General features: G+C 71.7%; 18 protein-coding genes, 1 pseudogene and 1 riboswitch. Of the genes and pseudogenes, 13 read left to right on the top strand and 6 right to left on the bottom strand.

All coding sequences use genetic code 11. The features are described 5' to 3' along the window. Positions 1-140 precede the first annotated feature (140 nt). The 10 genes from rpsB to HCC30_RS21115 all read left to right on the top strand — a co-directional run bounded on the left by rpsB (position 141) and on the right by HCC30_RS21115 (position 10,472). Positions 141-1,031, top strand: a complete 891-nt coding sequence (gene rpsB, locus HCC30_RS21160; protein ID WP_169444209.1) for a 30S ribosomal protein S2 — start codon at positions 141-143, stop codon at positions 1,029-1,031. A 252-nt stretch (positions 1,032-1,283) separates the two neighbouring features. Then, entirely contained in the window at positions 1,284-2,120 is an 837-nt protein-coding gene (gene tsf, locus HCC30_RS21155; RefSeq protein WP_169444208.1) for a translation elongation factor Ts, read from the top strand. Positions 2,121-2,317: 197 nt separating this feature from the next. Further along, complete coding sequence (gene pyrH / locus HCC30_RS21150; protein ID WP_169444207.1) at positions 2,318-3,088, top strand: UMP kinase; 771 nt, start codon at positions 2,318-2,320, stop codon at positions 3,086-3,088. A 255-nt stretch (positions 3,089-3,343) separates the two neighbouring features. Next, positions 3,344-3,901: a ribosome recycling factor gene (gene frr / locus HCC30_RS21145; RefSeq protein ID WP_169444206.1), complete on the top strand. Its 558-nt coding sequence runs from the start codon at positions 3,344-3,346 to the stop codon at positions 3,899-3,901. A gap of 44 nt (positions 3,902-3,945) precedes the next feature. After that, positions 3,946-5,088, top strand: coding sequence for a phosphatidate cytidylyltransferase (locus HCC30_RS21140; protein ID WP_169444205.1), 1,143 nt, complete (start codon positions 3,946-3,948; stop codon positions 5,086-5,088). A 109-nt stretch (positions 5,089-5,197) separates the two neighbouring features. Then, positions 5,198-5,374 carry a hypothetical protein gene (locus HCC30_RS21135; protein WP_169444204.1) on the top strand — a complete coding sequence of 59 codons (177 nt, stop codon included), beginning with the start codon at positions 5,198-5,200 and terminating at the stop codon, positions 5,372-5,374. A gap of 11 nt (positions 5,375-5,385) precedes the next feature. Beyond that, entirely contained in the window at positions 5,386-6,498 is a 1,113-nt protein-coding gene (rlmN, locus tag HCC30_RS21130) for a 23S rRNA (adenine(2503)-C(2))-methyltransferase RlmN (RefSeq protein WP_169444203.1), read from the top strand. Positions 6,499-6,586: 88 nt separating this feature from the next. Beyond that, positions 6,587-6,704, top strand: a riboswitch (TPP riboswitch). Beyond that, on the top strand, positions 6,701-7,777 hold the full coding sequence (locus tag HCC30_RS21125) for a thiamine ABC transporter substrate-binding protein (protein WP_169444202.1): 1,077 nt from the start codon (positions 6,701-6,703) through the stop codon (positions 7,775-7,777). Its footprint overlaps the riboswitch before it by 4 nt. A gap of 56 nt (positions 7,778-7,833) precedes the next feature. Further along, the gene (locus HCC30_RS21120; protein ID WP_206324114.1) at positions 7,834-9,444 is read left to right on the top strand and encodes an iron ABC transporter permease; all 1,611 of its coding nucleotides are present in this window, start codon (positions 7,834-7,836) and stop codon (positions 9,442-9,444) included. Next, positions 9,444-10,472: an ABC transporter ATP-binding protein gene (locus tag HCC30_RS21115; protein ID WP_169444200.1), complete on the top strand. Its 1,029-nt coding sequence runs from the start codon at positions 9,444-9,446 to the stop codon at positions 10,470-10,472. The genes HCC30_RS21120 and HCC30_RS21115 overlap by 1 nt, the downstream gene beginning before the upstream one ends. Positions 10,473-10,722: 250 nt before the next feature. On the opposite strand, the gene HCC30_RS21110 is transcribed toward HCC30_RS21115, so the two are convergent. The 4 genes and pseudogenes from HCC30_RS21110 to HCC30_RS21095 form a co-directional block, all read right to left on the bottom strand. Then, positions 10,723-12,102: a hypothetical protein gene (locus HCC30_RS21110; protein WP_169444199.1), complete on the bottom strand. Its 1,380-nt coding sequence runs from the start codon at positions 12,100-12,102 to the stop codon at positions 10,723-10,725. Then, positions 12,084-12,893 carry an ATP-binding cassette domain-containing protein gene (locus HCC30_RS21105; protein WP_169444198.1) on the bottom strand — a complete coding sequence of 270 codons (810 nt, stop codon included), beginning with the start codon at positions 12,891-12,893 and terminating at the stop codon, positions 12,084-12,086. The genes HCC30_RS21110 and HCC30_RS21105 overlap by 19 nt, the downstream gene beginning before the upstream one ends. A gap of 165 nt (positions 12,894-13,058) precedes the next feature. Then, the gene (locus HCC30_RS21100) at positions 13,059-14,696 is read right to left on the bottom strand and encodes a thiamine pyrophosphate-binding protein (RefSeq protein WP_169444197.1); all 1,638 of its coding nucleotides are present in this window, start codon (positions 14,694-14,696) and stop codon (positions 13,059-13,061) included. Between the two features lie 29 nt (positions 14,697-14,725). After that, a pseudogene (locus HCC30_RS21095) lies at positions 14,726-16,238 on the bottom strand (sodium:solute symporter). Between the two features lie 245 nt (positions 16,239-16,483). Between HCC30_RS21095 and HCC30_RS21090 the strand changes: the two are divergent. Beyond that, the gene (locus tag HCC30_RS21090; RefSeq protein WP_346776737.1) at positions 16,484-17,989 is read left to right on the top strand and encodes a PucR family transcriptional regulator ligand-binding domain-containing protein; all 1,506 of its coding nucleotides are present in this window, start codon (positions 16,484-16,486) and stop codon (positions 17,987-17,989) included. Between the two features lie 104 nt (positions 17,990-18,093). Here the strand turns inward: HCC30_RS21090 and HCC30_RS21085 are convergent, their stop codons facing one another. After that, a complete protein-coding gene (locus tag HCC30_RS21085) occupies positions 18,094-19,473 on the bottom strand; it encodes an aspartate aminotransferase family protein (RefSeq protein WP_169444273.1) in 1,380 nt (459 codons plus the stop codon). Continuing rightward, positions 19,458-19,946 carry an Lrp/AsnC family transcriptional regulator gene (locus HCC30_RS21080; RefSeq protein ID WP_169444195.1) on the bottom strand — a complete coding sequence of 163 codons (489 nt, stop codon included), beginning with the start codon at positions 19,944-19,946 and terminating at the stop codon, positions 19,458-19,460. Before HCC30_RS21080 ends, HCC30_RS21085 begins: the two co-directional genes overlap by 16 nt. 171 nt (positions 19,947-20,117) lie before the next feature. Here HCC30_RS21080 and HCC30_RS21075 point away from each other — a divergent pair, with 171 nt between their 5' ends. Next, positions 20,118-21,566 carry a gamma-aminobutyraldehyde dehydrogenase gene (locus HCC30_RS21075; RefSeq protein ID WP_169444194.1) on the top strand — a complete coding sequence of 483 codons (1,449 nt, stop codon included), beginning with the start codon at positions 20,118-20,120 and terminating at the stop codon, positions 21,564-21,566. Between the two features lie 506 nt (positions 21,567-22,072). Continuing rightward, positions 22,073-23,659, top strand: a complete 1,587-nt coding sequence (locus HCC30_RS21070) for an APC family permease (protein ID WP_169444193.1) — start codon at positions 22,073-22,075, stop codon at positions 23,657-23,659. Positions 23,660-23,734 lie beyond the last annotated feature (75 nt).

Below are 23,734 nucleotides of genomic sequence, written 5' to 3'. Positions count from 1 at the left end.
TCTCGGTCCTCGGAGGACCTCCCCTAGCCGGCGGTGCCGGTGACGAGGAGTTCTTCCCGGGCACAGCGCGTCGGGGGCGTCAGGCAAGCTCCGGCAGTCCGGCCGGAGCTGACGACAACCGAGTACCAAGGAGAACGGCCATGGCCGTCGTTACGATGCGGGAGCTGCTGGAAAGCGGCGTCCACTTCGGGCACCAGACCCGCCGCTGGAACCCGAAGATGAAGCGCTTCATCTTCACCGAGCGCAACGGCATCTACATCATCGACCTGCTCCAGTCGCTGTCGTACATCGACCGCGCCTACGAGTTCGTCAAGGAGACCGTCGCGCACGGCGGCACCATCATGTTCGTCGGCACGAAGAAGCAGGCCCAGGAGGCCATTGCCGAGCAGGCGACCCGCGTGGGCATGCCCTACGTGAACCAGCGCTGGCTCGGCGGCATGCTGACCAACTTCTCGACGGTCTACAAGCGTCTGCAGCGCCTCAAGGAGCTCGAGCAGATCGACTTCGAGGACGTGGCCGCCTCCGGCCTCACCAAGAAGGAGCTGCTCGTCCTCTCGCGTGAGAAGGCGAAGCTGGAGAAGACCCTCGGTGGTATCCGCGAGATGCAGAAGGTGCCCAGCGCCGTCTGGATCGTGGACACCAAGAAGGAGCACATTGCCGTCGGTGAGGCGCGCAAGCTCAACATCCCGGTCGTGGCGATCCTCGACACGAACTGCGACCCGGACGAGGTCGACTACAAGATCCCGGGCAACGACGACGCGATCCGTTCCGTCACGCTGCTCACCCGCGTGATCGCCGACGCCGCCGCCGAGGGCCTCATCGCCCGCTCCGGCGCCGCCGAGGCCGCCAAGGGTGGCGAGAAGGCCGCCGAGCCGCTGGCCGAGTGGGAGCGCGAGCTCCTCGAGGGCGAGAAGGGCGAGAAGGCCGAGAGCGCCCCCGAGGCCGAGGTCCAGTCCTCCCCGGAGACGGAGAAGGCTGCCGACGCCGAGCAGGCCGAGGCCGCCAAGCCCGCCGAGAACGAGAACGCCTGACCTCCACCGGTCGGCGGTGCGGGCCGCGCTCGCGCCGCCGACCGGTGTGTCACTCGCTTCACCTCTCGGACTTCCCGAGTCCCGAGACCGATTCGGCCGGTCCGGTCCGGGGAGCGCCCGCGCCCGGGTGTCTCCTCCTCCCGCTGCCTTCGCGCGGGACCGTTCGCGGCCGTCACCGTGACCTCATGACGGACAAGCCCCGCCCGGCGATCAGCACACGGCGGGGCCCTGTGCACCGAAGGAATTTCAAGGATGGCGAACTACACCGCCGCCGACGTCAAGAAGCTCCGTGAGCTCACCGGCGCCGGCATGATGGACTGCAAGAAGGCGCTCGACGAGGCCGAGGGCGACGTCGAGAAGGCTGTTGAGATCCTGCGCGTCAAGGGCCAGAAGGGTGTCGCCAAGCGCGAGAGCCGCACGGCGTCCAACGGCGCGGTCGTGGCCCTCATCGCGGACGACAACAAGTCCGGTGTGCTGGTCGAGCTGAAGTGCGAGACGGACTTCGTCGCCAAGGGCGACAAGTTCCAGGCCGTGGCCGACGAGGTCGCGCAGCACGTCGCCGCCTCCTCCCCGGCCGACCTGGACGCCCTGCTGGCCTCGGAGATCAAGCCGGGCCAGACCGTTCAGGCCTTCGTCGACGAGGCGAACGCGAACCTCGGCGAGAAGATCGTCCTGGACCGCTTCTCGCAGCTGTCCGGCGAGTTCGTCAGCGCCTACCTGCACCGCACGATGCCCGACCTGCCCCCGCAGGTCGGCGTCCTGGTGGAGCTGGACAAGGAGAACGCGGAGCTGGCGAAGGACATCGCGCAGCACATCGCCGCGTTCGCGCCGAAGTTCCTCTCCCGCGAGGAGGTTCCGGCCGAGACGGTGGAGAACGAGCGCCGTATCGCCGAGGAGACCGCGCGCGAGGAGGGCAAGCCGGAGCAGGCTCTGCCGAAGATCGTCGAGGGTCGCGTCACGGGCTTCTTCAAGGAGAACGCCCTGCTGGACCAGCCCTTCGCGAAGGACAACAAGAAGTCCGTCCAGAAGGTTCTGGACGAGGCCGGTGTCGCGCTGAAGCAGTTCGCCCGCTTCCGCGTCGGCGCCTGACGCCCCCGTACACCGCACGCCGGTCCGTGAGGGTCGCCCGCGCGTTCGTCGCGTGACGGGCGCTCACGGAATCCGGCTCGGGCCCGATACGGTCGGGCACAGGGCAGTTGTGACGAGGAGGCCGTTGCCGTGCAGGGAACCGTGAGGATCCACCGGCAATGGCCTCCTTCGTATGTGTATGTGCACGAGGAGATCTCATGAGCAAGGACACCGACACCGACAACGATGCTGACAGGGGCCTCGGTGACCGCCGGCGCTTTCTGCTGAAGCTGTCCGGCGAGGCTTTCGCCGGTGGCGGCGGCCTGGGCGTGGACCCCGACGTGGTGCACAAGGTGGCTCGTGAGATCGCCTCCGTCGTCCGGGACGGTGCGGAGATCGCCGTCGTCATCGGCGGCGGGAACTTCTTCCGCGGCGCCGAGTTGCAGCAGCGCGGCATGGACCGGGCGCGCTCGGACTACATGGGCATGCTGGGCACGGTCATGAACTGCCTGGCGTTGCAGGACTTCCTGGAGAAGGAAGGCATCGACTCGCGGGTGCAGACCGCGATCACCATGGGCCAGGTCGCCGAGCCGTACATTCCGCTGCGCGCGGTGCGGCATCTGGAGAAGGGCCGGGTCGTCATCTTCGGCGCCGGTATGGGCATGCCGTACTTCTCCACCGACACCACCGCGGCCCAGCGTGCGCTCGAAATCGACGCCGAGGCGCTGCTGATGGGCAAGAACGGTGTGGACGGGGTGTACGACTCCGACCCGGCGAAGAACCCGGACGCGGCGAAGTACGACGCGCTGGAGTACGCCGAGGTCATCACCCGGGACCTGAAGGTCGCCGACGCCACGGCCATAACGCTGTGCCGTGACAACAAGCTGCCGATCCTGGTCTTCGAGCTGCTCGCCGAGGGCAATATCGGTCGTGCGGTCAAGGGTGAGAAGATCGGCACGCTGGTGAGCAACCAGGGCACCCGGGTCTGACCCGTACCGACCGGATCCGCCCCGTGCGGCCGCCTGTTCGCGTGTGGTGTCCCGTCGTGGTGACACCGTGTGCGATGCGGCCGGTACGGGGATGGACAACGGCTGGACGGTCGGACACCGTGCAGGCATCAGGGCGCAACGGACGATGCCGGCACTGCCGCGGGGGTGACACCGTCAACCGGTCCCCCCGAGGCCGTAAGGCGCAAGCGCAAGCTGCAAGGCCGCAAGGCTCATTCATCGAACCAGGAGCACGTGGTGATCGAAGAGACCCTCCTCGAGGCCGAGGAGAAGATGGAGAAGGCGGTCGTCGTCGCCAAGGAGGACTTCGCCGCGATCCGCACCGGCCGTGCGCACCCGGCGATGTTCAACAAGATCGTGGCGGAGTACTACGGGACGCACACGCCGATCAACCAGCTGGCGTCGTTCTCCGTTCCGGAGCCGCGGATGGCGGTAGTGACCCCGTTCGACAAGAGCTCGCTGCGCAACATCGAGCAGGCCATCCGGGATTCGGACCTGGGCGTCAACCCGTCGAACGACGGCAGCATCATCCGGGTGGTCTTCCCCGAGCTGACCGAGGAGCGCCGCAAGGAGTTCATCAAGGTCGCGAAGGGCAAGAGCGAGGACGCGAAGATCTCGATCCGCAGCGTCCGCCGCAAGGCCAAGGAGTCCCTCGACAAGGCGATCAAGGACGGCGAGATCGGCGAGGACGAGGGGCGCCGCGCGGAGAAGGAACTGGACGACACCACCGCCAAGTACACGGCGCAGGTGGACGAGCTGCTCAAGCACAAGGAAGCCGAGCTGCTCGAGGTCTGAGTTTCCGCTGGGGTGCCACGTCCGAGATCTGAGGCTGCGAATCTGTGAACGACTCAACCTGGGGAGCGCCGCCGAGCGCCGGCTTCCGGAGCGCTCCCGATCAGGGGCCCTCGCCCGCGACTCGCGGGCCGGTGCCTTCCGTACCGGCGGGTCCCGCGCGCGGGGGCGGTGACGCATCGCAGACTCGGCCCATGCCCATCGTTTCCGACCCAGGTGGTCCCGGCAGCACGGACGACGGTGATCCGGGTGAGCGCCGTGACCGGCACAGTTCCTCCCCGCCGGACGGTGTTCCGGCCGGCGGGGCGGGCGATTCCGGCTCTGTCGCCGGTCCGGCGGAGCAGTCCTCTTCCCCTGCCGCGGCGGGGCGGAAGAAGCGCGCGGGCCGGGATCTGCGTGCGGCGATAGGGGTCGGGGTCGGGCTCGGGGCCGTGGTGCTGGCCTCGTTGTTCGTGTACAAGCCGGTCTTCGTCGGCGTGATCGTCGTGGCGATCGTCGTGGGGCTGTGGGAGTTCACGTCCCGGCTGGCCGAGTGCAAGCAGATCCAGGCGCCGCTGGTGCCGCTGGCGGTGGGCGGCGGCGCGATGATCGTCGCCGGGTATGTGCGCGGGGCCGGTGGCGCGTGGGTGGCGATGGCGCTCACGGCGCTGGCGGTGCTGGTGTGGCGGATGACGGAGTCGCCGCAGGAGTATCTGCGGGATGTGAGCGCGGCGGTGTTCGCCGCGTTCTACGTGCCGTTCCTCGCGACGTTCGTGGCGTTGATGCTGGCCGCGGACGACGGCCCGTGGCGGGTGCTGATCTTCCTGCTGCTGACGGTGGTCAGTGACACCGGTGCGTACGCGGTGGGCTGGCGGTTCGGGAAGCGGAAGCTGGCTCCGCGGATCAGTCCGGGGAAGACCCGGGAGGGTCTGGTCGGTGCGGTGTCGTTCGCGATGGTGGCGGGCGCGCTGTGCGTGGAGTTCCTGATCGACGGCGGCAGTTGGTGGCAGGGGCTGCTGATGGGTCTGGCCGTTTCGGTCACGGCGACGCTGGGTGATCTCGGCGAGTCGATGATGAAGCGGGATCTCGGCATCAAGGACATGGGCACGCTGCTGCCGGGGCACGGCGGGATCATGGACCGGTTGGATTCGCTGCTGCCCACGGCGCCGGTGGTCTGGCTGCTGTTCGTCGTCTTCGTCGGCGCGGGCTGATTCCCGGGCTGTCGCGTACGGTCCCGCCGTGGGGCCGTACGGGCAGTGTTTCGTCACGCGGGGTGAGCGGGGCGGAGGTTCGTGGCGAGCGGGTACTCTGGAAAAGCCCGTGCCGTGCGCGGACGCCGTCGTCCGCTGCCGGGCCGGGTTCCTGCCCGTCCCGCGGCCGGCCCGCTTTCCGGCTCGTATCCGCTTCGCCGCCGTGTCCGTGGTGGTGGAGCCGTCCGGTGAGCTGCGGGTACGGCACCGCTTCGGCCCCGTGTTCGCGGGGTCCGTCCCCAGCTAGGAGTTTTCCCCATGGCAGCGCCCGCACCCGGCGAACTCACCTTCGTCGCGCCGCGCGGAGCCAAGAAGCCGCCGCGGCACCTCGCCGATCTGAGCCCCGCCGAGCGCCGTGAGGCGGTGGCCGCGGCCGGTGAGAAGCCGTTCCGCGCGAAGCAGCTGTCGCAGCACTACTTCTCCCGCTTCGCGCACGACCCGGAGCAGTGGACGGACATTCCGGCCGCCGCCCGCGAGAAGCTGGCGGCCGAGCTGCTGCCGGATCTGATGAGTGTCGTGCGGCACATCTCCTGTGACGACGACGCGACCCGTAAGACGCTGTGGCGGCTGCACGACGGGACGCTCGTCGAGTCGGTGCTGATGCGCTACCCGGACCGGGTCACGATGTGCATCAGTTCGCAGGCGGGCTGCGGCATGAACTGCCCGTTCTGTGCGACGGGTCAGGCGGGCCTGGACCGCAATCTGTCGACGGCGGAGATCGTGCACCAGATCATCGACGGCATGCGTGCGCTGCGGGACGGTGAGGTTCCCGGTGGTGCGGCGCGGCTGTCGAACATCGTCTTCATGGGCATGGGCGAGCCGCTGGCCAACTACAAGCGGGTCATCGGCGCGATCCGCCGGCTGACGGACCCGGAGCCGGACGGGGTGGGGCTGTCGCAGCGCGGCATCACCGTCTCGACGGTCGGTCTGGTGCCGGCGATGCTGCGGTTCGCCGACGAGGGGCTGAAGTGCCGGCTGGCGCTGTCCCTGCACGCGCCGGACGACGAGCTGCGGGACACCCTGGTGCCGGTGAACCAGCGCTGGAAGGTGCGGGAGGTGCTGGACGCGGCGTGGGAGTACGCCGAGAAGTCCGGCCGCCGGGTGTCGATCGAGTACGCGCTGATCCGGGACATCAACGACCAGGCGTGGCGGGCGGATCTGCTGGGGCGGCTGCTGAAGGGCAAGCGCGTCCACGTGAATCTGATCCCGCTGAATCCGACGCCGGGTTCGAAGTGGACGGCGTCGCGTCCGGAGGACGAGGCCGAGTTCGTGCGGACGCTCGCCTCGCACGGGGTTCCGGTGACGGTGCGGGACACGCGGGGTCAGGAGATCGACGGCGCCTGCGGTCAGCTGGCGGCCACGGAACGCTGACGGGCCCGGGGTGCCGGTCGGCACGCTGGTAGTGTTCGAACACGCGTAGGTGCGCGGGGCTGTGTCCCGCGCCCGGCGCGCGTCAACCGAACACCGACAGGGGAGCGCTCACAGCGCTGAGAGTGCGCCCGTGCCGTGCAGGCACGGTCGCAGACCCTCGAACCTCGCCCGGGTCATGCCGGGTAGGAAGTCGAAGATCCGTATGTCTGTGCATGTGCGGCGTCCGGCCGCAGTGGTCACCGCTGTTCTGGCGCTGGCCCTGACCGCTACCGCCTGCGGCGGTTCCGGCGACGAGGCGGACGGCAAGACCGTCACGCTGGTCAGTCACGATTCGTTCAACGTGTCGAAGCCGGTGCTCAAGGAGTTCGAGCGGGAGAGCGGCTACACGGTGAAGGTGCTGCGCGGCGGCGACGCCGGCGCGGCCGTCAACCAGGCGGTGCTGAACCAGGGCAATCCGCAGGGGGACGTGTTCTTCGGCGTGGACAACACGCTGCTGTCCCGGCCGCTGGAGAAGGACGTCTTCGCCCCGTACAAGGCGAAGGGCCTGGAGAAGATCCCCGCCGAGTACCGGCTGGACGGGGGCAAGCACCGGGTGACGCCCGTCGACACCGGTGACATCTGCGTCAACTACGACCGGTCCTGGTTCGAGAAGAAGAAGCTGGACCCGCCGAAGACGCTGGACGACCTGGCGAAGCCCGCGTACCGGGACCTGCTGGTCACGCCGAACGCGGCGACGTCCTCGCCGGGGCTGGGTTTCCTGCTGGCCACCGTCGACGAGTACGGGGAGCGCGGCTGGAAGGACTACTGGGCGAAGCTGCGGAAGAACGGTGTCGAGGTCGTCGACGGCTGGGAGCAGGCGTACAACGACCGCTTCAGCGGTTCGCAGGGCGGCAAGGGCAAGGGTGACCGGCCGCTGGTGGTGAGTTACGCGTCCAGTCCGCCGGTCGAGGTGCTGGGCAAGAAGCCCGCACCGGAGCAGGCGCCGACGGGTATCGCGAAGGACACCTGTTTCCAGCAGACGGAGTTCGCGGGGCTGTTGAAGGGCGCGTCGAACCCGGAGGGCGGGAAGGCGCTGCTGGACTTCCTGATCAGCAAGCGGTTCCAGGAGGATCTGCCGTTGCAGATGTTCGTGGAGCCGGTGCGTGAGGACGCGGAGCTGCCCGAGCTGTTCACGAAGTACGGGGAGCGGGTTCCGGACGCCGCGACGATGGACCCGGAGAAGATCGCCGGGAACCGTGAGCAGTGGATCAAGGCGTGGACGTCGCTCGTCGTGAAGTGACCTCCGGGGCGCGGCGGCCGGGGTCCCGTCGGGGGACGGCGGTGCGGCTCGGGCTGATGGCGGTTCCGGCCGTCTTCTTCGCGCTGTTCTTCGTGTACCCGGTGGTGGCGATCGTCGGCCGGGGCCTGCGCGAGTCGGGGCGGTGGCAGCTGCACCGGGTGGGCGAGGTGCTGGGCGACCCGGACGTGCTGCACGTGCTGTGGTTCACGCTGTGGCAGGCGGCGGCCTCGACGGGGCTGACGCTGGCGCTGGCGCTGCCCGGCGCGTACGTCTTCGCGCGGCTGGACTTTCCCGGGAAGCAGCTGGTGCGTGCCGTGGTGACGGTGCCGTTCGTGCTGCCGACAGTGGTGGTCGGCTCGGCGTTCCTGGCGCTGCTGGGGCGCGGCGGGCTGTTGCAGGAGTGGTTCGGCGTCCGGCTGGACACGAGCGTGTGGGCGATCCTCCTCGCGCACGTCTTCATCAACTACGCGGTGGTCGTCCGGACGGTCGGCGGGCTGTGGGCGCAGCTGGACCCGCGGCAGGAGGAGGCGGCGCGGGTGCTGGGCGCGGGCCGCCTCGCGGCCTGGCGCCGGGTGACGCTGCCGGCGCTGGCGCCGTCCGTGGGGGCGGCCGGGCTGATCGTGTTCCTCTTCACCTTCACGTCGTTCGGCGTGATCCAGGTCGTGGGCGGGCCGCGGTTCGCGACGCTGGAGGTGGAGATCTACCGGCAGACGGCGAATCTGCTGGATCTGCCGACGGCGGCGGTGCTGACCCTGCTCCAGTTCACCGCGGTGGCCGTGCTGTTGGGGGTGCACGCGTGGTCGGTGCGCAGGCGGGAGAGCATGCTCAGTCTGGTGCCCGCCGAGCAGACCTCGCACCGGCCGCGGGGTGCGGGGCAGTGGGCGCTGCTGGTGTCGGTGCTGTCCGTGGTGGTGCTGCTGGTGCTGGTGCCGCTCGGGGTGCTGGTGGAGCGCTCGTTCCGCGGTCCGGACGGGTACGGGCTGGAGTTCTACCGGGCGCTGGGCTCCGCCTCGGACAGTGGCACGTTCGTCGTCGCGCCCGTCGAGGCGGTGGGCAACTCGTTCCTGTACGCGCTGGTCGCGACCGCCGTCGCGCTGGTGGTGGGCGGGCTCGCGGCGGCCGCGCTGACCAGGCGGGCGGGGCGGCTGGTGCGTGGTTTCGACGCGATGCTGATGCTGCCGCTGGGGACTTCGGCGGTCACCGTGGGCTTCGGTTTCCTCATCGCTCTCGACGAGCCGCCGCTCGACCTCCGCTCCAGCTGGATGCTGGTGCCGCTGGCGCAGGCCCTCGTCGGGGTGCCGTTCGTGGTGCGGACGATGCTGCCGGTGCTGCGCGCGGTGGACGTGCGGCTGCGTGAGGCGGCGGCCGTGCTGGGGGCTTCGCCGCTGCGCGCCTGGCGGGAGGTGGACTTCCCGATGGTGCGGCGGGCGCTGCTGGTCGCCGCGGGGTTCGCGTTCGCGGTCTCGCTCGGTGAGTTCGGGGCGACCGTCTTCATCGCCCGGCCCGACACCCCGACGCTGCCCGTCGCCGTGCAGCGGCTGCTGGGGCGGGCCGGGGAGCTCAACTACGGGCAGGCGATGGCCCTCAGCACCATTCTGATGCTCGCCTGCGCGGGCACGCTGCTCGCGCTGGAGCGCATCCGTACCGACCGTTCGGGAGAGTTCTGATGTTGCGACTGGAGGGCGTGACCGTACGGTTCGGTGCGCGTGCCGCGCTGGACGCGGTCGATCTGGAGGTCGCCGACCACGAGACGGTGTGCGTCCTGGGGCCCAGCGGCAGCGGCAAGTCGACGCTGCTGCGGGTCGTGGCGGGGCTCCAACCGGCCGACGCCGGGCGGGTGTTGCTGTCGGGCGAGGACCAGGGCGGGGTTCCGGTGCACCGCAGGGGCGTCGGGCTGATGTTCCAGGACCACCAGCTGTTCCCGCAGCGGGACGTGGGCGGCAACGTCGCCTTCGGGCTGCGCATGCACGGGACGGGGGCGCGGGAGACGGCCGAGCGGGTGGGGAAGCTGCTCGCGCTGGTGGGGCTGCCGGACGCCCAGCGCCGTGCGGTGTCCGCGCTCTCCGGCGGTGAGCAGCAGCGCGTGGCCCTCGCCCGTGCTCTCGCGCCGGAGCCGCGGCTGCTGATGCTGGACGAGCCGCTCGGCCAGCTGGACCGCAGTCTGCGCGAGCGGCTCGTCGTCGAACTCCGGTCGCTCTTCCGCCGGTTGGGCACCACGGTGCTCGCGGTGACGCACGACCAGGCGGAGGCGTTCGCACTGGCGGACCGGGTCGTGGTGATGAAGGACGGGCGGATCGCGCAGGCGGGAACGCCGCTGGAGGTGTGGAGCCGGCCGGCGTCCGAGTTCGTGGCCCGTTTCCTCGGCTTCGACAACGTGGTGGAGGCGCGGGTGCACGGCGACACCGCCGACACCCCGTGGGGCAAGCTGCCCGTCCCCGAGGGCACGCCCGCCGGCGACTGCCGCCTCCTGGTACGCCCCAACGGTGTCCGCCTGACCGCCCCCGCCGACGGGCTGCCCTGTACGGTGCGCGCCCGGACCTTCCCCGGCGGCAGCGCGGCGGCCGTCACCGTCCTCCTCCGGCCGGACGACGGCCCCGAACTGGAGGCTTCCTGCCCGCTCCGCTCGGCGCCGGAGACGGGGGAGCGGGTCGGGGTGTCCTTCGACGCGGCCGAGGTCGTACGGCTCGACGCGTGAGGGCGGGGACTGGCCGGCTCAGCCACTGGGCCGCTTCGGGCTGCCGCTCGTGGTGGTCAACTGGCTGAGCCACTTTGCCTGTTGGGGGGCGTGGGTGAGTGGCTGAGCCAGTCGGCCAGTTGGGGATGTCGTGGCTCGGGGAGAGCGTGGCTCAGTGGCTCAGCCAGTCGGCCACCGGACCGGTGAGCCCACGGCCGGCTGGGCGGTCGGGACAGTGTGAGTGGCTGAGCCACTACCCCGGTCGCCCCGATCAGTGGGTGAACGGCAGTGCGGCGAGCATGCCGAGGGCCCATGCGGGGGTGCCCAGGACCACCGCGAGGGCTCCCGTACGGACGAGCGCCGCGAGGCGCATCAGCCGCCGGGGAGCGCCGATCCGGGTCAGTGCGCGGGCCACCGCGGCGCGGGCCCCGTGCGTCTCGGCCACGGACAGCAGCGCGCTCGCGACGACGCAGGACACCACGAGCCACATCCCGAGCGCGGGCAGCGGTCCGGCGTCCGGTACGCCGTGACCCAGGCCCGCGTCGTGGACCTCGGCGATGAACAGTCCGCCGGCGGCGACGGCGCCGAGCACACCGACCGGCCGCCCCATGCGCCCCGCGTCCTGCTGGAGCGCCCGCCCGGACAGCAGCCGCAGCGCCCCGGGACGTCCCAGGGCGAGCACCCGCCCGGCCAGGTGCACCAGCCCCGGCCCGGTCAGGACGAGCCCGGAAGCGGCGAGCAGGAAGCCGACGACGGCGCCGACGGGAAGCGCCCGCACCCCGTCCCCCGCACCGGTCACGTCACCGCTCGTGTACATCACGAGCGCGAGACCGGCGGCCGCCGCGGCGACTCCCCAGGGGAGCTGCCCCGGCGCCGGCGCGGCCGGGGCCTCCACGGGCTGCGGCACCGTCCGCGTGGCAGCCCGTACGGGAAGGACGGCGGTGGCGACGGGCCCGGTGCGGTCACCGGCGGCGGCCGCGTCGACGGCCTCGACGCTCACGGGCTCCCCGTCGCCGGACCCCGTGCCGGTGTCCCCCGGCCCCTCGTCGCCGGAGGTGTCCGTCCCGGCCGAGGGGTGCGGGCCGGCGGGGCGCGCGGTGTCGTCGGGCCGGGCGTGGCGGACGTCGCGGGCCGCGTCGCCCGCGCGGGCGCGGGTGGTCAGGGCCGCGGAGACGGCGGCCGCGGCGGGCACGAGGCAGAGCAGCGTCAGCGCGCCCGCGAGGGGCAACGAGCGCTCGGCGGCGAGGAGTTCGGAGGCCGCGCCGTCGAACGGCAGGCCCGAGAGGTCGCCCCGCAGGTGCAGGAAGACGAGCAGCGCGATCGCGCTGCCGAGGAGGCAGGCGACGGCGGTGGAGATCGCGGCGAGGAGCGGGAGCCGGGCGGGTCCCATGCCGGCGGCGTCGAGTGCCGAGCGGCTGCGGGCGCCGGGTTCGGAGCAGGCCACCGCCGTCGCGAACTGCACGGCGGCGGCCAGGGGGAGGGCGCACCACAGCAGGAGCCGCGCGGAGTGGGCGGGGCTGCCGGGGTGGTCGAGCGCGTAGCTGAGGGAGGCCAGCAGCAGGAAGCCGACTCCGGCGGCCGCGCAGGCGACCAGCAGGCGGCTGACGAGTCCGAGGGGCCGCGTGCCGCGGGCTAGACGGAGAGCGAGCACGTGTCCCTGCCCTGCGCGTCTCTGCCGCCCGCCGGGCCGTTCCCGGAGCGGCGGGGCGGCGGGTCCTGGTGGTGCACCTGGCCGTCGAGCAGGGTGATGGTGCGGTCCGTCAGCGCCGGCTCGGCGGGCTCCTGCCCGGTCTCGTCGTGGGCCCCGGACTGGGGCTGCGGGACGAGGTCGTGGGTGGCCAGGACGACGGTGATGGCGTGCGAGCGGGCCGCCGTCGTCAACGTGCGGAGCACCTGAGCGCGGTCCGAGCGGTGCAGTGGCGCGGTCGGCTCGTCGGCGAAGAGCACGGCGGGGGAGCCGGCGAGGGCGCGGGCGATGGCGACGCGCTGCCGCTGCGACTGGAGGAGCGAGGCGGGGCGCTTCCTGGCGCAGTCGCCGATGTCGAGGCGGTCCAGCCACTCGCGGGCCGTGTGCTGGGCCGCGCGGTGGCCGGTGCCGTTGAGCAGCAGCGGGAGTGCGGCGTTCTCCCAGGCGGTGAGTTCGGGCACCAGCTGCGGGGTGCTGCCGATCCAGCCGAAGCGGTCGCGCCGCAGCCGCTGTCTGGAGGCGTGCCCCAGGGTGTGCACGGCGATGTCGTCGAACCACACCTCCCCGCGCGGGGCGGGCAGTTGGCCGGACAGGCAGCTGAGCAAGGTGGTCTTGCCGCTGCCCCGCGGGCCCCTGATGGAGACGATCTCCCCCTCCGCGACGGAGAGGGAGACGTCCTGGAGGGCGGGGGAGCCGTCGTACGCGTAGTGCAGCCCCTGCGCCCGGAGCATGTCGCTGTCCGGTGGTGCGGTCACTCCTGGCTCCTCGTGTGGTTCCTGCCGCCGTCTCGTCCCCTGGCTGGGTGAACGAACGCCGGGGGCGATCGGTCACCTGTGGACAACCCGAAACGGTAGGGACACGGGTGCCGCCGCGCCGCCGCCCACGGCTGCGGCGCGGCACAGGTTCCACCGAACGGGGCCCTAGGGGTGCTCCGGGAGGTGAGTGGGCGCGAACATCCGCAGTACCGCCGGGAGCACCACCACCGAGGGGCCGGGTGCGGCGAGTGCGGCGGACAGGTCCTCGCGCAGCCGCCCGGGCGAGGTGACCGTCGCGGGGACGCCGAAGGAGCGGGCGAGGGCGGCGAAGTCGGGGCGGGCCAGCCGGGTTCCGGTCTCCTCGCCGAAGGCGTCGTCCATGTACTCGCGGAGGATGCCGTAGCCGCCGTCGTCGACGACGAGCCAGGTGACGGGCAGGTCGTGCTGGCGTGCGGTGGCCAGTTCGGCGAGGGAGTACATGGCGCCGCCGTCGCCGGAGACGGCGAGGACGGGGGTGCCAGGGGCCGCGGCGGCCGCGCCGAGCGCGGCGGGCAGGCCGTATCCGAGTCCGCCGGCGCCCTGCGCACTGTGGAAGGCGCCGGAGCGGGGGTCGAAGGCGGACCAGGCCCAGTAGGCCAGGATCGTCATGTCCCAGAAGCTGGGGGCGTCGTCGGGGAGGGCGTCCCGTACGGCGGCGAGGACGGACTGTTCGGTCTCCAGGTCCTGGGCGGCGAGGCGTTCGCGTACCCGGGTGAGGAGGGCGGTGGCGCGGGCGGCCGCGGCGTCGGTGCGGGGGCGGGGGGTCACCGCGCGGTCGAGGGCCGCGAGGGTGAGGCCGGCGTCGGCGTGGATGCCGAGGGCGGGGTGGACGGATTCGAGTTTCCCGAGGTCCGCCTCGATCTGTACGACCCGGCCGCGCGGGGCGAACGTGTGGTAGTTGGAGGAGAGTTCGCCGAGTCCGGAGCCGACGACGAGGAGGACGTCCGCGTCCTCCAGGAAGTCCGTGGTGTGCCGGTCCTCCATCCAGGAGCGCAGCGACAGCGGGTGCTCCCAGGGGAAGGCGCCCTTGCCGCCGAAGGTGGTGGCGACGGGTGCCCCGAGCTTCTCCGCGAGCGCCAGCAGTTCCCGCTGCGCCCCGGCCCGTACGGTGCCGCCGCCCGCGAGGACGGCGGGGCGTTCGGCCGCGTCGAGCAGTGCGGCGGCGGCGTCGACGAGTTCGTCCCGCGGGGGCAGCGGGCGGGGGGCCGCGGTGAGTTTCCCGACGGGCGGGACGGTGGTGGGGGCGAGGAGCACGTCCTGCGGGATCTCCACCCACACCGGGCCGTGCGGTGCCTCCAGCGCGGAGGCCCAGGCGGCGGCGAGCGCCGAGGGGATCTGGGAGGCGGAGCGCACGGTGTGCACGGACTTCACCACGTCGCGGAACGAGGCGCTCTGGTCGGTGAGTTCGTGGAGGTGGCCGCGCCGCCGTCCGCCCAGTCCGGCGGTCGGGATCTGGCTGCTGATGCCGAGCACGGGCGCGGAGGCGGCGGCGGACTCCTGGAGCGCGGCGAGTGTCATCAGCGCGCCGGGCCCCGTGGAGACGAGCAGGGGCGCGACGGTGCCGGTGACGCGGGCGAAGGCGTCGGCGGCGAAGCCCGCGTTGTTCTCCACCCGGAGGCCCACGTAGTCGAGCGGGGAGCGGCGCAGCGCGTCGAAGGTGCCGAGCGCGTGCTGCCCCGGCAGCCCGAAGACGGTGGTGGCGCCGAGGGCGGCCAGGGACTCGACGACGAGGTCGCCGCCGTTGCGGGAGGGCTGTGCGGTCATGTCGGGTGAGTGCCTCACGTCTCTGCGGCTCAGGAGTGGTCGGCCCGGGCTGCGGGCTCGGGCTCGGCGGGTGCTTCCGGTGCGGTGGACTGTCCGGCGAGGCGGCGGCGCCAGGCGTCGAGGACGGCCGGGTCGGTGGGGCGGCCGGCGAGGCTGACGACGACGAAGGCCGCGAGGGAGGCCAACAGGCCGTAGTAGACGGGCTCGTCGGCGAGGACGCCCTTCCACAGCATCGTGCCCACCACCGTGACGCCTCCCGTGACGACGGAGGCGAGGGCGCCGCCCGCGGTGCCGCGCTTCCAGACCAGTCCGCCGAGGATGGGCACGAGGAGCCCGCCGACGAGCAGGTTGTAGGCGACGGTGAGGGCCTCGACGACGTCGTTGAGGGCGATGGAGACGGCCACCGTCAGCACGCCCATCAGCAGGATGAACGCGCGGTTGCCCCGTACCTCGTCGTGCGCGGAGCCGGTGTCGGCCTCCGTCCCGTCCGGCCGGGGCCCCGGGGGTGCGCAGGCGGGCGCGGATGCGGGCCCATATGTCGTTGTTGGCGACGGTGGCGCAGGCGATCAGCGCTCCCGAGGACGTCGACATGACGGCCGAGAGCGCGGCGGCCAGCACGAGCCCCTTCACGCCGACCGGCAGCACGTCGTCGACGATGACGGCGAACGCCGCGTCCGGGCTGTCCAGGTCGGGGTAGAGCACCTTGGCCGCGGTGCCGATGGCGGCCCCGGCGATCGCGTAGACCAGGCAGTACACGCCGGCGACGGTGCCGCCGTTGCGGGCCACCTTGTCGCTGCGCGCGGTGAAGACCCGCTGCCAGATGTCCTGCCCGATGAGCATGCCGAACGAGTAGACCAGCACGTAGGTGAAGACCGTCTGGGCGCCGATGCTCATCGGCGAGAAGTAGCTGTCCGGGAGCTGCTGGCGCATGGCGTCCAGGCCGCCGGCGCGGTACACGGCGATCGGCAGCAGGAGCAGCAGCACGCCGATGGACTTCACGACGAACTGCACCATGTCGGTCAGCGTGACGGACCACATGCCGCCCAGCGTCGAGTAGGCGACGACGACCACGCCGCCGATGACGATCGCCGGGACCCGGTCCAGGCCGAGCACGACGTCGAAGATGGTGGCGTACGCGATGGTCGAGGTGACGGCGAGCATCAGGGTGTACGCCCACATCACCACCCCGGAGATGACGGCGGAGGAGCCGCCGTAGCGCAGGTCGAGCATCTGGCTGACGGTGTAGACCTTCAGCCGGGAGATGCGCGCGGAGAAGAACAGGCTGAGGGCGAGCAGGCCGAAGCCGATGGTGAACACCAGCCAGGCGCCCGAGAGTCCGTACTGGTAGCCCAGTCCGACGCCGCCGATGGTGGACGCGCCGCCCAGGACGATCGCCGCGAGGGTGCCCGAGTAGAGGGCCGGTCCGAGCCGGCGCCCGGCGACGAGGAAATCGCTCTTCGATTTCGCGCGGCGCATGCCCCACCAGCCGACCGCGAGCATGCCCGCGAGATAGAGGACGATCACTCCGTGGTCGAGGGTCATGGCTGCTCCTTGGGGCGGGAGGCGGGGACGGGGCGCCGGCGGAGGCGGGGCGCCACGGAGCCGTGGGGCCGGGGGAGTTCGGGGACGGGGAACCGGGCCGCTGTCCCGGAGGGGGACCGCCGCACCTGCGGGGGTGTGGTGCGGTGTTCCGGGCGGTGAGCCTAGGTGTCCGCAAGGAGGCCGGGAAGTGTACGTTTCCTCTATTCACTCGGCCGAATATGTACACACCATCCAGGGGGTGCGCTGTGCAGGAGCCGGTCCCCACCCCGGTCCCCGTGCCGCTGGGCGCGCTGACCGCCGACGGCGCACTGGGCCTGCGGGTGCTCGCGGGCCTGTCCGGGCCGGGCGAGCAGTACGTGACGTCCGTCCACACCAGCGAGATGGCCGACCCGCGCCCGTACCTCCTGGGCGGTGAGCTGCTGCTGACCGCCGGGGTGCACCGGGACGGCGCGGACGCGTCGGACGCCTACTGGGAGGGGTACGCGCGGCGCGCGGCCGAGGCGCGCGCCGTGGCGCTCGGCTTCGGCGTCGCGCCCGTGCACGAGCGGGTGCCCGCCGGACTGGTGCGGGCCTGCGAGCGGCTCGGCCTGCCGCTGCTGGAGGTGCCGCGCAGCACCACGTTCGCGGCCGTCGCGCAGGCCGTGTGGCAGGCGATGGCGGAGCGGCGGCACCACGAACTGCGGAGCCTGAGCGCGGCGCAGCAGACGCTCGCCGCCGCGGCGGCCCGCCCGCACCCCGTGCCCGCCGTGCTCGGCGAACTGGCCCGCCATCTCGGCGCCTGGACCGTCTTGTTCGGCCCGGACGGGGTGGAGCGCGCCGGCGCCGGCAGCCCTCCGGGTGAGGAGGCGCGGGCCGAACTCGCCTCCCTGGCCCGGCTGTTGCGCCCCGGCCCCTCCTCGGCCGCGGGCACCCGGGACGGCCACCGGCTGAGCGTCTACGGGCTCGGCGGACGGGACCGGCTCGCGCTCGGCGTCTGCGCCCCGCCTTCGGACGGGGAAGCGGCGCACGGCGGGGCTGCGGGCACGGCGGCCGTCGCGCGGGTGGCCGTTGTGCTGCTGGCCCTGCTGACGGAGTCCCGCGCCGCCGTGAGCGACGCCCGCCGCTCGGCGGCGCTGGTGCGGCTCATGCTGGGCGCGTCGCCCGCCGAGGCGGCGCCGCTGCTGGACGGCGCGGAGCGCTGGTCCGTGGTGCACGGCGCCCGCCGCGGCACTCCCCGCACCGGCGGCGACGGCGACGACCCGTTCTCGCTGTCCGAACTGGCCGCCGGGCTGGGCACGCAGCTCCTCGACGTGGACGGGGCCGCCCTGCGCGCCCTGGTCCCCGAGGGCGCGGGCACGAAGGCGCAGCCGGGGTGGACGCTCGGGGTGAGCGCGCCCGTCCCGGCGTCCGGTCTGGCGCGCGCGGACGCCGAGGCGGCGCGGGCGCTGCGCCGGGCGCAGGCGGAGCGGCGCGCGGTCGTGCGGCAGGGGGCCGGTGCGGGCGCGTCCGGGGTGGCGGCGCTGGTGCCGCGCGAGGAGCGGCAGGCGCACGCGCGCACGCTGCTGGCGCCGCTGGACGGGCACCCGGTGCTGGCCGAGACGGTGCGGATGTGGCTGTCCCTGCACGGGAGTTGGGACCGTACGGCGGTGGCGCTGGGCGTGCACCGCAACACGGTGCGGCAGCGCGTCGCGCGGGTGGGGACGCTGCTCGACGTGGATCTCGCCGAGCCGGACGTCCGGATGGAGCTGTGGTTCGCGCTCGCCTGGCTGTGACGGGGCGCGGTCCGGTGCGACGGCGAGGGGCGGGACGCGGTCTGTGACCGTGTCCCGCCCCTCGCCTGCTGTCACACCCCGGGCGGCGCGTTACGCGCCGGCCGTCACAGCTTGGTCCACGCCTCGGTGAGGACCTTGCGCAGGATCTGCTCGATCTCGTCGAAGGTCGACTGGTCGGAGGTCAGCGGCGGCGCGAGCTGGACGACCGGGTCGCCGCGGTCGTCGGCGCGGCAGTAGAGGCCGGCGTCGAAGAGGGCCTTGGAGAGGAAGCCGTAGAGCACGCGCTCCGACTCCTCCTCGGTGAAGGTCTCCTTGGTCGCCTTGTCCTTGACCAGCTCGATGCCGAAGAAGTAGCCGTTGCCGCGGACGTCGCCGACGATCGGCAGGTCGAGCAGCTTCTCCAGGGTGGCGCGGAAGGCGTCCTCGTTGTTGAGGACGTGCTGCGGCAGGCCGTCGCGCTCGAAGAGGTCGAGGTTGGCCAGCGCCACCGCGGCGGAGACCGGGTGGCCGCCGAAGGTGTAGCCGTGCAGGAAGGTGTTGTCGCCCTTCCAGAACGGCTCGGCGATGCGGTCGGAGATGACCGCGGCGCCGATCGGGGAGTAGCCGGAGGTCATGCCCTTCGCGCAGGTGATGATGTCCGGCACGTAGCCGAACTTCTCGCAGGCGAAGATCGTGCCGAGGCGGCCGAAGGCGCAGATGACCTCGTCGGAGACGAGCAGCACGTCGTAGGTGTCGCAGATCTCGCGGACGCGCTGGAAGTACCCGGGCGGCGGCGGGAAGCAGCCGCCCGCGTTCTGCACCGGCTCCAGGAAGACGGCGGCGACGCTCTCCGGGCCCTCCAGCAGGATCTGCTGCTCGATCTGGTCGGCGGCCCAGCGGCCGAAGGCCTCCGGGTCGTCGCCGTGCACGGGGGCGCGGTAGAGGTTGGTGTTCGGCACCTTGAAGGCACCCGGAACCAGCGGCTCGTACGGGGCCTTCAGGCCGGGCAGGCCGGTGATGGAGAGCGCGCCGTGCGGGGTGCCGTGGTAGGCGACGGAGCGGGAGATCACCTTGTACTTGCCGGGGTTGCCGTTGAGCTTGTGGTACTGCTTCGCCAGCTTCCACGCGGTCTCGACGGCCTCGCCGCCGCCGGTGGTGAAGAAGACCTTGTTGAGGTCACCGGGGGCGTGGTGGGCGAGCCGCTCGGCCAGCTCCACGGCCTTCGGGTGGGCGTAGGACCAGACAGGGAAGAAGCCCAGGTCCTGCCCCTGCTTGTTGGCCGCCTCGGCGAGCTCGGCGCGGCCGTGGCCGGCCTGCACGACGAACAGGCCCGAGAGACCGTCGAGGTAGCGCTTGCCGTCCGTGTCGAAGACGTAGGTGCCTTCGCCGCGGGCGATGGTCGGGACGGGTGAGTTCTCGTACGACGACATGCGGGTGAAGTGCATCCACAGGTGGTCGTGGGCTGTCTTGGAGAGGTCCTTGCTCACGGTTATCGAGTTCCCCAGGTGTAGGTCTGCTTGCGCAGCTTGAGGTAGACGAAGCTCTCGGTGGACCGGACCCCGGGAAGGGTGCGTATCCGCTTGGTGATCATTTCGAGGAGGTGTTCGTCGTCATGGCAGACGATCTCCGCGAGCAGATCGAAGGAACCGGCGGTGATGACCACGTAGGCCACCTCGTCGAGTTCCGAGAGAGCATCGGCGACCGGGTCGAGTTCCCCTTCGACGTTGATGCCGACCATCGCCTGGCGCATGAAGCCGACGGTGAGCGGATCGGTCACGGCGACGATCTGCATGACGCCTTGCTCCTGGAGCTTCTGGACGCGCTGCCGCACGGCCGCCTCCGACAGGCCCACTGCCTTGCCGATGGCGGCGTACGGACGCCGTCCGTCCTCCTGGAGCTGTTCGATGATCGCCAGGGACACGGCGTCGAGCGATCGGGTGCCGTTCGTCTTCTTAGGGTCACGAGCCACGTTCGCCACTGTGCACGAGACCTCCTCCGCTTCGCAAGTGCTGAGCGATGTAATCCGTAGCGATCAGACGCGCAGAGAACTGATTCCGTTGTGTTTCTCGTGCAGGTGTATCGAAAGCGCAGGGTTGATGGGTAGGCTGACGGTCTCACCCAATGGACAACGGAGCAGGAGGGGTGCGAAGTGACCACCGAGCTGCGTCGGCTGCGCAACTACATCGACGGAGAGTTCCGGGACGCCGTCGACGGAAGGACCACGGATGTGGTCGACCCGGCGACGGGTGAGGCGTACGCGACTGCGCCCCTGTCCGCGCAGGCCGACGTCGACGCCGCGATGGCGGCCGCCGAGGCCGCCTTCCCCGTCTGGCGGGACGTGACCCCGGGGGTACGCCAGCGCGCCATCCTCAAGATCGCGGACGCGATGGAGGCCCGGCAGGAGGAGCTGCTGGACGCGGAGTGCCGCAACTGCGGCAAGCCGCGTGAGCTGACCCGGCAGGAGGAGCTGCCGATGATGCTCGACCAGATCCGCTTCTTCGCGGGTGCCGCGCGGATGCTGGAGGGCAAGTCGGCCGGCGAGTACATGGAGGGCCTCACCTCCTTCGTGCGCCGCGAGCCCGTCGGCGTCTGCGCCCAGGTCGCGCCGTGGAACTACCCGCTGATGATGGCCGTGTGGAAGTTCGCCCCGGCGCTCGCCGCGGGCAACACGGTCGTGCTGAAGCCGTCCGACACGACCCCGGCCTCCGCCGTCTGGCTGGCCGAGGTGATCGGCGGCGTGTTCGACGAGATGGAGCTGCCCCGGGGCATCTTCAACGTCGTCTGCGGCGACCGCGAGACGGGCCGTCTCATGGTCGAGCACGACACCCCCGCGATGGCCTCGATCACCGGTTCCGTGCGGGCGGGCATGGAGGTCGCGGGCAGCGCGGCGAAGGACCTCAAGCGGGTCCACCTGGAGCTGGGCGGCAAGGCGCCCTGTGTCGTCTTCGACGACGCGGACATCGCCGCGGCCGTCGAGGGCATCCGGGACGGCGGCTTCTTCAACGCCGGCCAGGACTGCACCGCCGCCACCCGCGTGCTCGTCCAGGAGGGCGTGTACGAGGAGTTCGTGACGGCGCTGGCGAAGGCCGCCGCCGAGGTGAAGACCGGCGACGTGAACGACCCGGACGCCGCCTACGGCGCGCTCAACAACGCCGGCCACCTGGAGAAGGTCGCGGGCTTCATCGACCGGCTGCCCGCGCACGCCAAGGTCGAGGCGGGCGGCGAACGCGTCGGTGACAAGGGCTACTTCTACGCCCCCACCGTCGTCTCCGGCCTCAAGCAGGACGACGAGATCGTGCAGAACGAGGTCTTCGGCCCGGTCATCACGGTGCAGTCCTTCTCCGACGAGGAGCAGGCCGTGAAGTGGTCCAACGACGTCGAGTACGCGCTCGCCTCGTCGGTGTGGACGAGCGACCACGCCCGCGCGATGCGGCTGTCCAAGGCGCTCGACTTCGGCTGCGTGTGGATCAACACCCACATCCCGCTCGTCGCCGAGATGCCGCACGGCGGCTTCAAGAAGTCCGGCTACGGCAAGGACCTCTCCGCCTACGGCTTCGACGACTACACGCGCGTCAAGCACGTCATGACCGCGCTGTAGCGACGGCCACGGGCGCGTCCGGCGCCTCCCCGCCGACGGCTGCGTGCGGCGGTACGTCACCCGGCCCGCGGAGGCCGGCGAGGACGGGGAGGCGGCGGTTCCCTCACGCGCCCGTGCCGCGCGATCCCGGCCCCCGGGACGGCCTCGGCCGTCCCGGGGGCCGGTTCGTCGGCGGGTCCGGAGGGCCGGTCGGCGGGCTGACGCGGGCACGGATGCGGACGAACTGCCCCTGGCCGCACCGTCCGTGTGCGTCCGTAACGGTGTAACCGACGGGAACAGCCAGTGACGACGGGAAAATTCTTTGGCGGGGCAAATCGGTCACCGTGCGGTTCCCGCACGCCGGGTCCGACTTCAACCCCTTGCCATACCCAGGTTTTTTCTCCGCGTCACCTTCTGTTCATCGGTCAACTGGCGCGCGGACGGTGGCAATTCAAGGCGCGTGGCGGGCTGTGGCCCTTCCGTGAACGCCGGCCGATGCGGAAAGAGCACGCTATACGGTCCCCGGCATGTCCCAAGTCCAGCACCGCACCATGGCACGAGAGGGCGGGGAGACCACGGGAGCAGTGGCGGCCGCGGAGGCCGCCTCCTCCCACGAGAGCGTTCAGTCCAAAGGACTCAGCAAGAACTCGGTAGGTCTCACCGGCAGCGCCGTCATCGGCCTCTCCACCGTCGCCCCCGTCTACTGCCTGACGAGCACGCTCGGTCCCACCGTCGGCGAGGTCGGGCTCCAGATGCCCGCCGTCTTCCTCGCCGGTTTCCTCCCCATGCTGCTGGTCGCGTTCGCGTACCGGGAGCTGAACAACGCCGTTCCGGACTGCGGCACCTCCTTCACCTGGACGGTCAAGGCCTTCGGGCCGCGCGTCGGCTGGATGTGCGGCTGGGGGCTCGTCGTCGCGACGGTCATCGTGCTGTCCAACCTGGCGGGCGTCGCCGCCGAGTTCCTCTATCTGCTGCTCGCGGAGATCACCGGCAACAGCGGGATCGCCGAGTTCGGTGAGCGGACGCCGGTGCACGTGGTCACCGTGCTCGTCCTCATCGCCGTGGCCACCGCCATCAGCTACCGCGGGATGACGGCCACCAAGTGGTTCCAGTACTCGCTCGTGGGCCTGCAGATGCTGGTCCTGGCGATGTTCGTGGTGATGGCCTTCGCCAAGTCGGACAGCGTGGCGCAGGCCGCCGACCTGCACTTCTCCTGGAGCTGGTTCGACCCGTTCTCGGTGTCGTCCTTCGCGGCCTTCACCGCCGGACTGTCCCTGTCGATCTTCATCTACTGGGGCTGGGACGCGACCCTGACGCTGAACGAGGAGACCTCCGACAGCGACAAGACGCCCGGCCGCGCCGCCATGCTCGCCATGGTCGTGCTGGTCTCCAGCTACGCGCTGACCGCTGTCGCCGCGATGATGTTCGCCGGCACCGGCAGCGAGGGCATCGGCCTGGGCAACCCCGAGACCTCCGACAACGTCTTCGCCGCGCTCGCCGGGCCGGTCATGGGCCCGTTCAGCGTGCTGCTCTTCCTCGCCGTGCTGGCCAGCGCCTCCGCGAGCCTCCAGACGACGTTCCTGCCCGCGGCCCGGACGATGCTCGCCATGAGCACCTACAAGGCGATGCCGGAGTCCTTCTCCCGCGTGCACCCGAGGTTCCGTACCCCGGGCCGGGCCACGGTCGTCGCGGGCGTGGGCACCGGCGTCTTCTACTCCGTGATGGCCTTCGTCAGCGAGAACGTCCTGGTCGACACGGTGTACGCGCTCGGCCTCATGATCTGCTTCTACTACGCGCTGACCGCCTTCGCCTGCGTCTGGTACTTCCGCCGCGACCTCACCGGCAGCGTGCGGAAGCTCCTCTACCGCGGCGTGATGCCGCTGGCGGGCGCGCTGCTGCTGACGGCCGTGTTCTTCAAGACGCTCTACGACACCTGGGACCCGGCCTACGGATCCGGCAGCGCCGTCGCGGGCGTCGGCAGCGTCTTCGTGATCGGCGTCGGCGTGCTCGTCCTCGGCGCGGTGCTGATGGAGATCATGCGGCGGCGGAGCCCCGCGTTCTTCCGCGGCGAGGTCCTCACCCGCGAGACCCCCGCGATGGTCGTCGAGGACTGAGCGGGCCGGGGACACGGTGGTGACGGCGTCGGGCCCGTACGGAGATCTCCGTACGGGCCCGACGTGCGTCCGGGG

The organism is Streptomyces sp. HNM0574 (assembly GCF_012726235.1).
GTDB lineage: Bacteria > Actinomycetota > Actinomycetes > Streptomycetales > Streptomycetaceae > Streptomyces.
This window is presented reverse-complemented; position numbering and strand designations above follow the sequence as displayed.

What these genes read in the sequence shown, in the direction of transcription:
- pyrH (WP_169444207.1), top strand. Translation starts at nt 2,318, where the DNA reads ATGAGCAAGGACACCGACACCGACAACGATGCTGACAGGGGCCTCGGT.
- tsf (WP_169444208.1), top strand. Translation starts at nt 1,284, where the DNA reads ATGGCGAACTACACCGCCGCCGACGTCAAGAAGCTCCGTGAGCTCACC.
- HCC30_RS21070 (WP_169444193.1), top strand. Translation starts at nt 22,073, where the DNA reads ATGTCCCAAGTCCAGCACCGCACCATGGCACGAGAGGGCGGGGAGACC.
- HCC30_RS21120 (WP_206324114.1), top strand. Translation starts at nt 7,834, where the DNA reads ATGGCGGTTCCGGCCGTCTTCTTCGCGCTGTTCTTCGTGTACCCGGTG.
- rpsB (WP_169444209.1), top strand. Translation starts at nt 141, where the DNA reads ATGGCCGTCGTTACGATGCGGGAGCTGCTGGAAAGCGGCGTCCACTTC.
- HCC30_RS21125 (WP_169444202.1), top strand. Translation starts at nt 6,701, where the DNA reads ATGTCTGTGCATGTGCGGCGTCCGGCCGCAGTGGTCACCGCTGTTCTG.
- HCC30_RS21115 (WP_169444200.1), top strand. Translation starts at nt 9,444, where the DNA reads ATGTTGCGACTGGAGGGCGTGACCGTACGGTTCGGTGCGCGTGCCGCG.
- rlmN (WP_169444203.1), top strand. Translation starts at nt 5,386, where the DNA reads ATGGCAGCGCCCGCACCCGGCGAACTCACCTTCGTCGCGCCGCGCGGA.
- HCC30_RS21100 (WP_169444197.1), bottom strand. Translation starts at nt 14,696, where the DNA reads ATGACCGCACAGCCCTCCCGCAACGGCGGCGACCTCGTCGTCGAGTCC.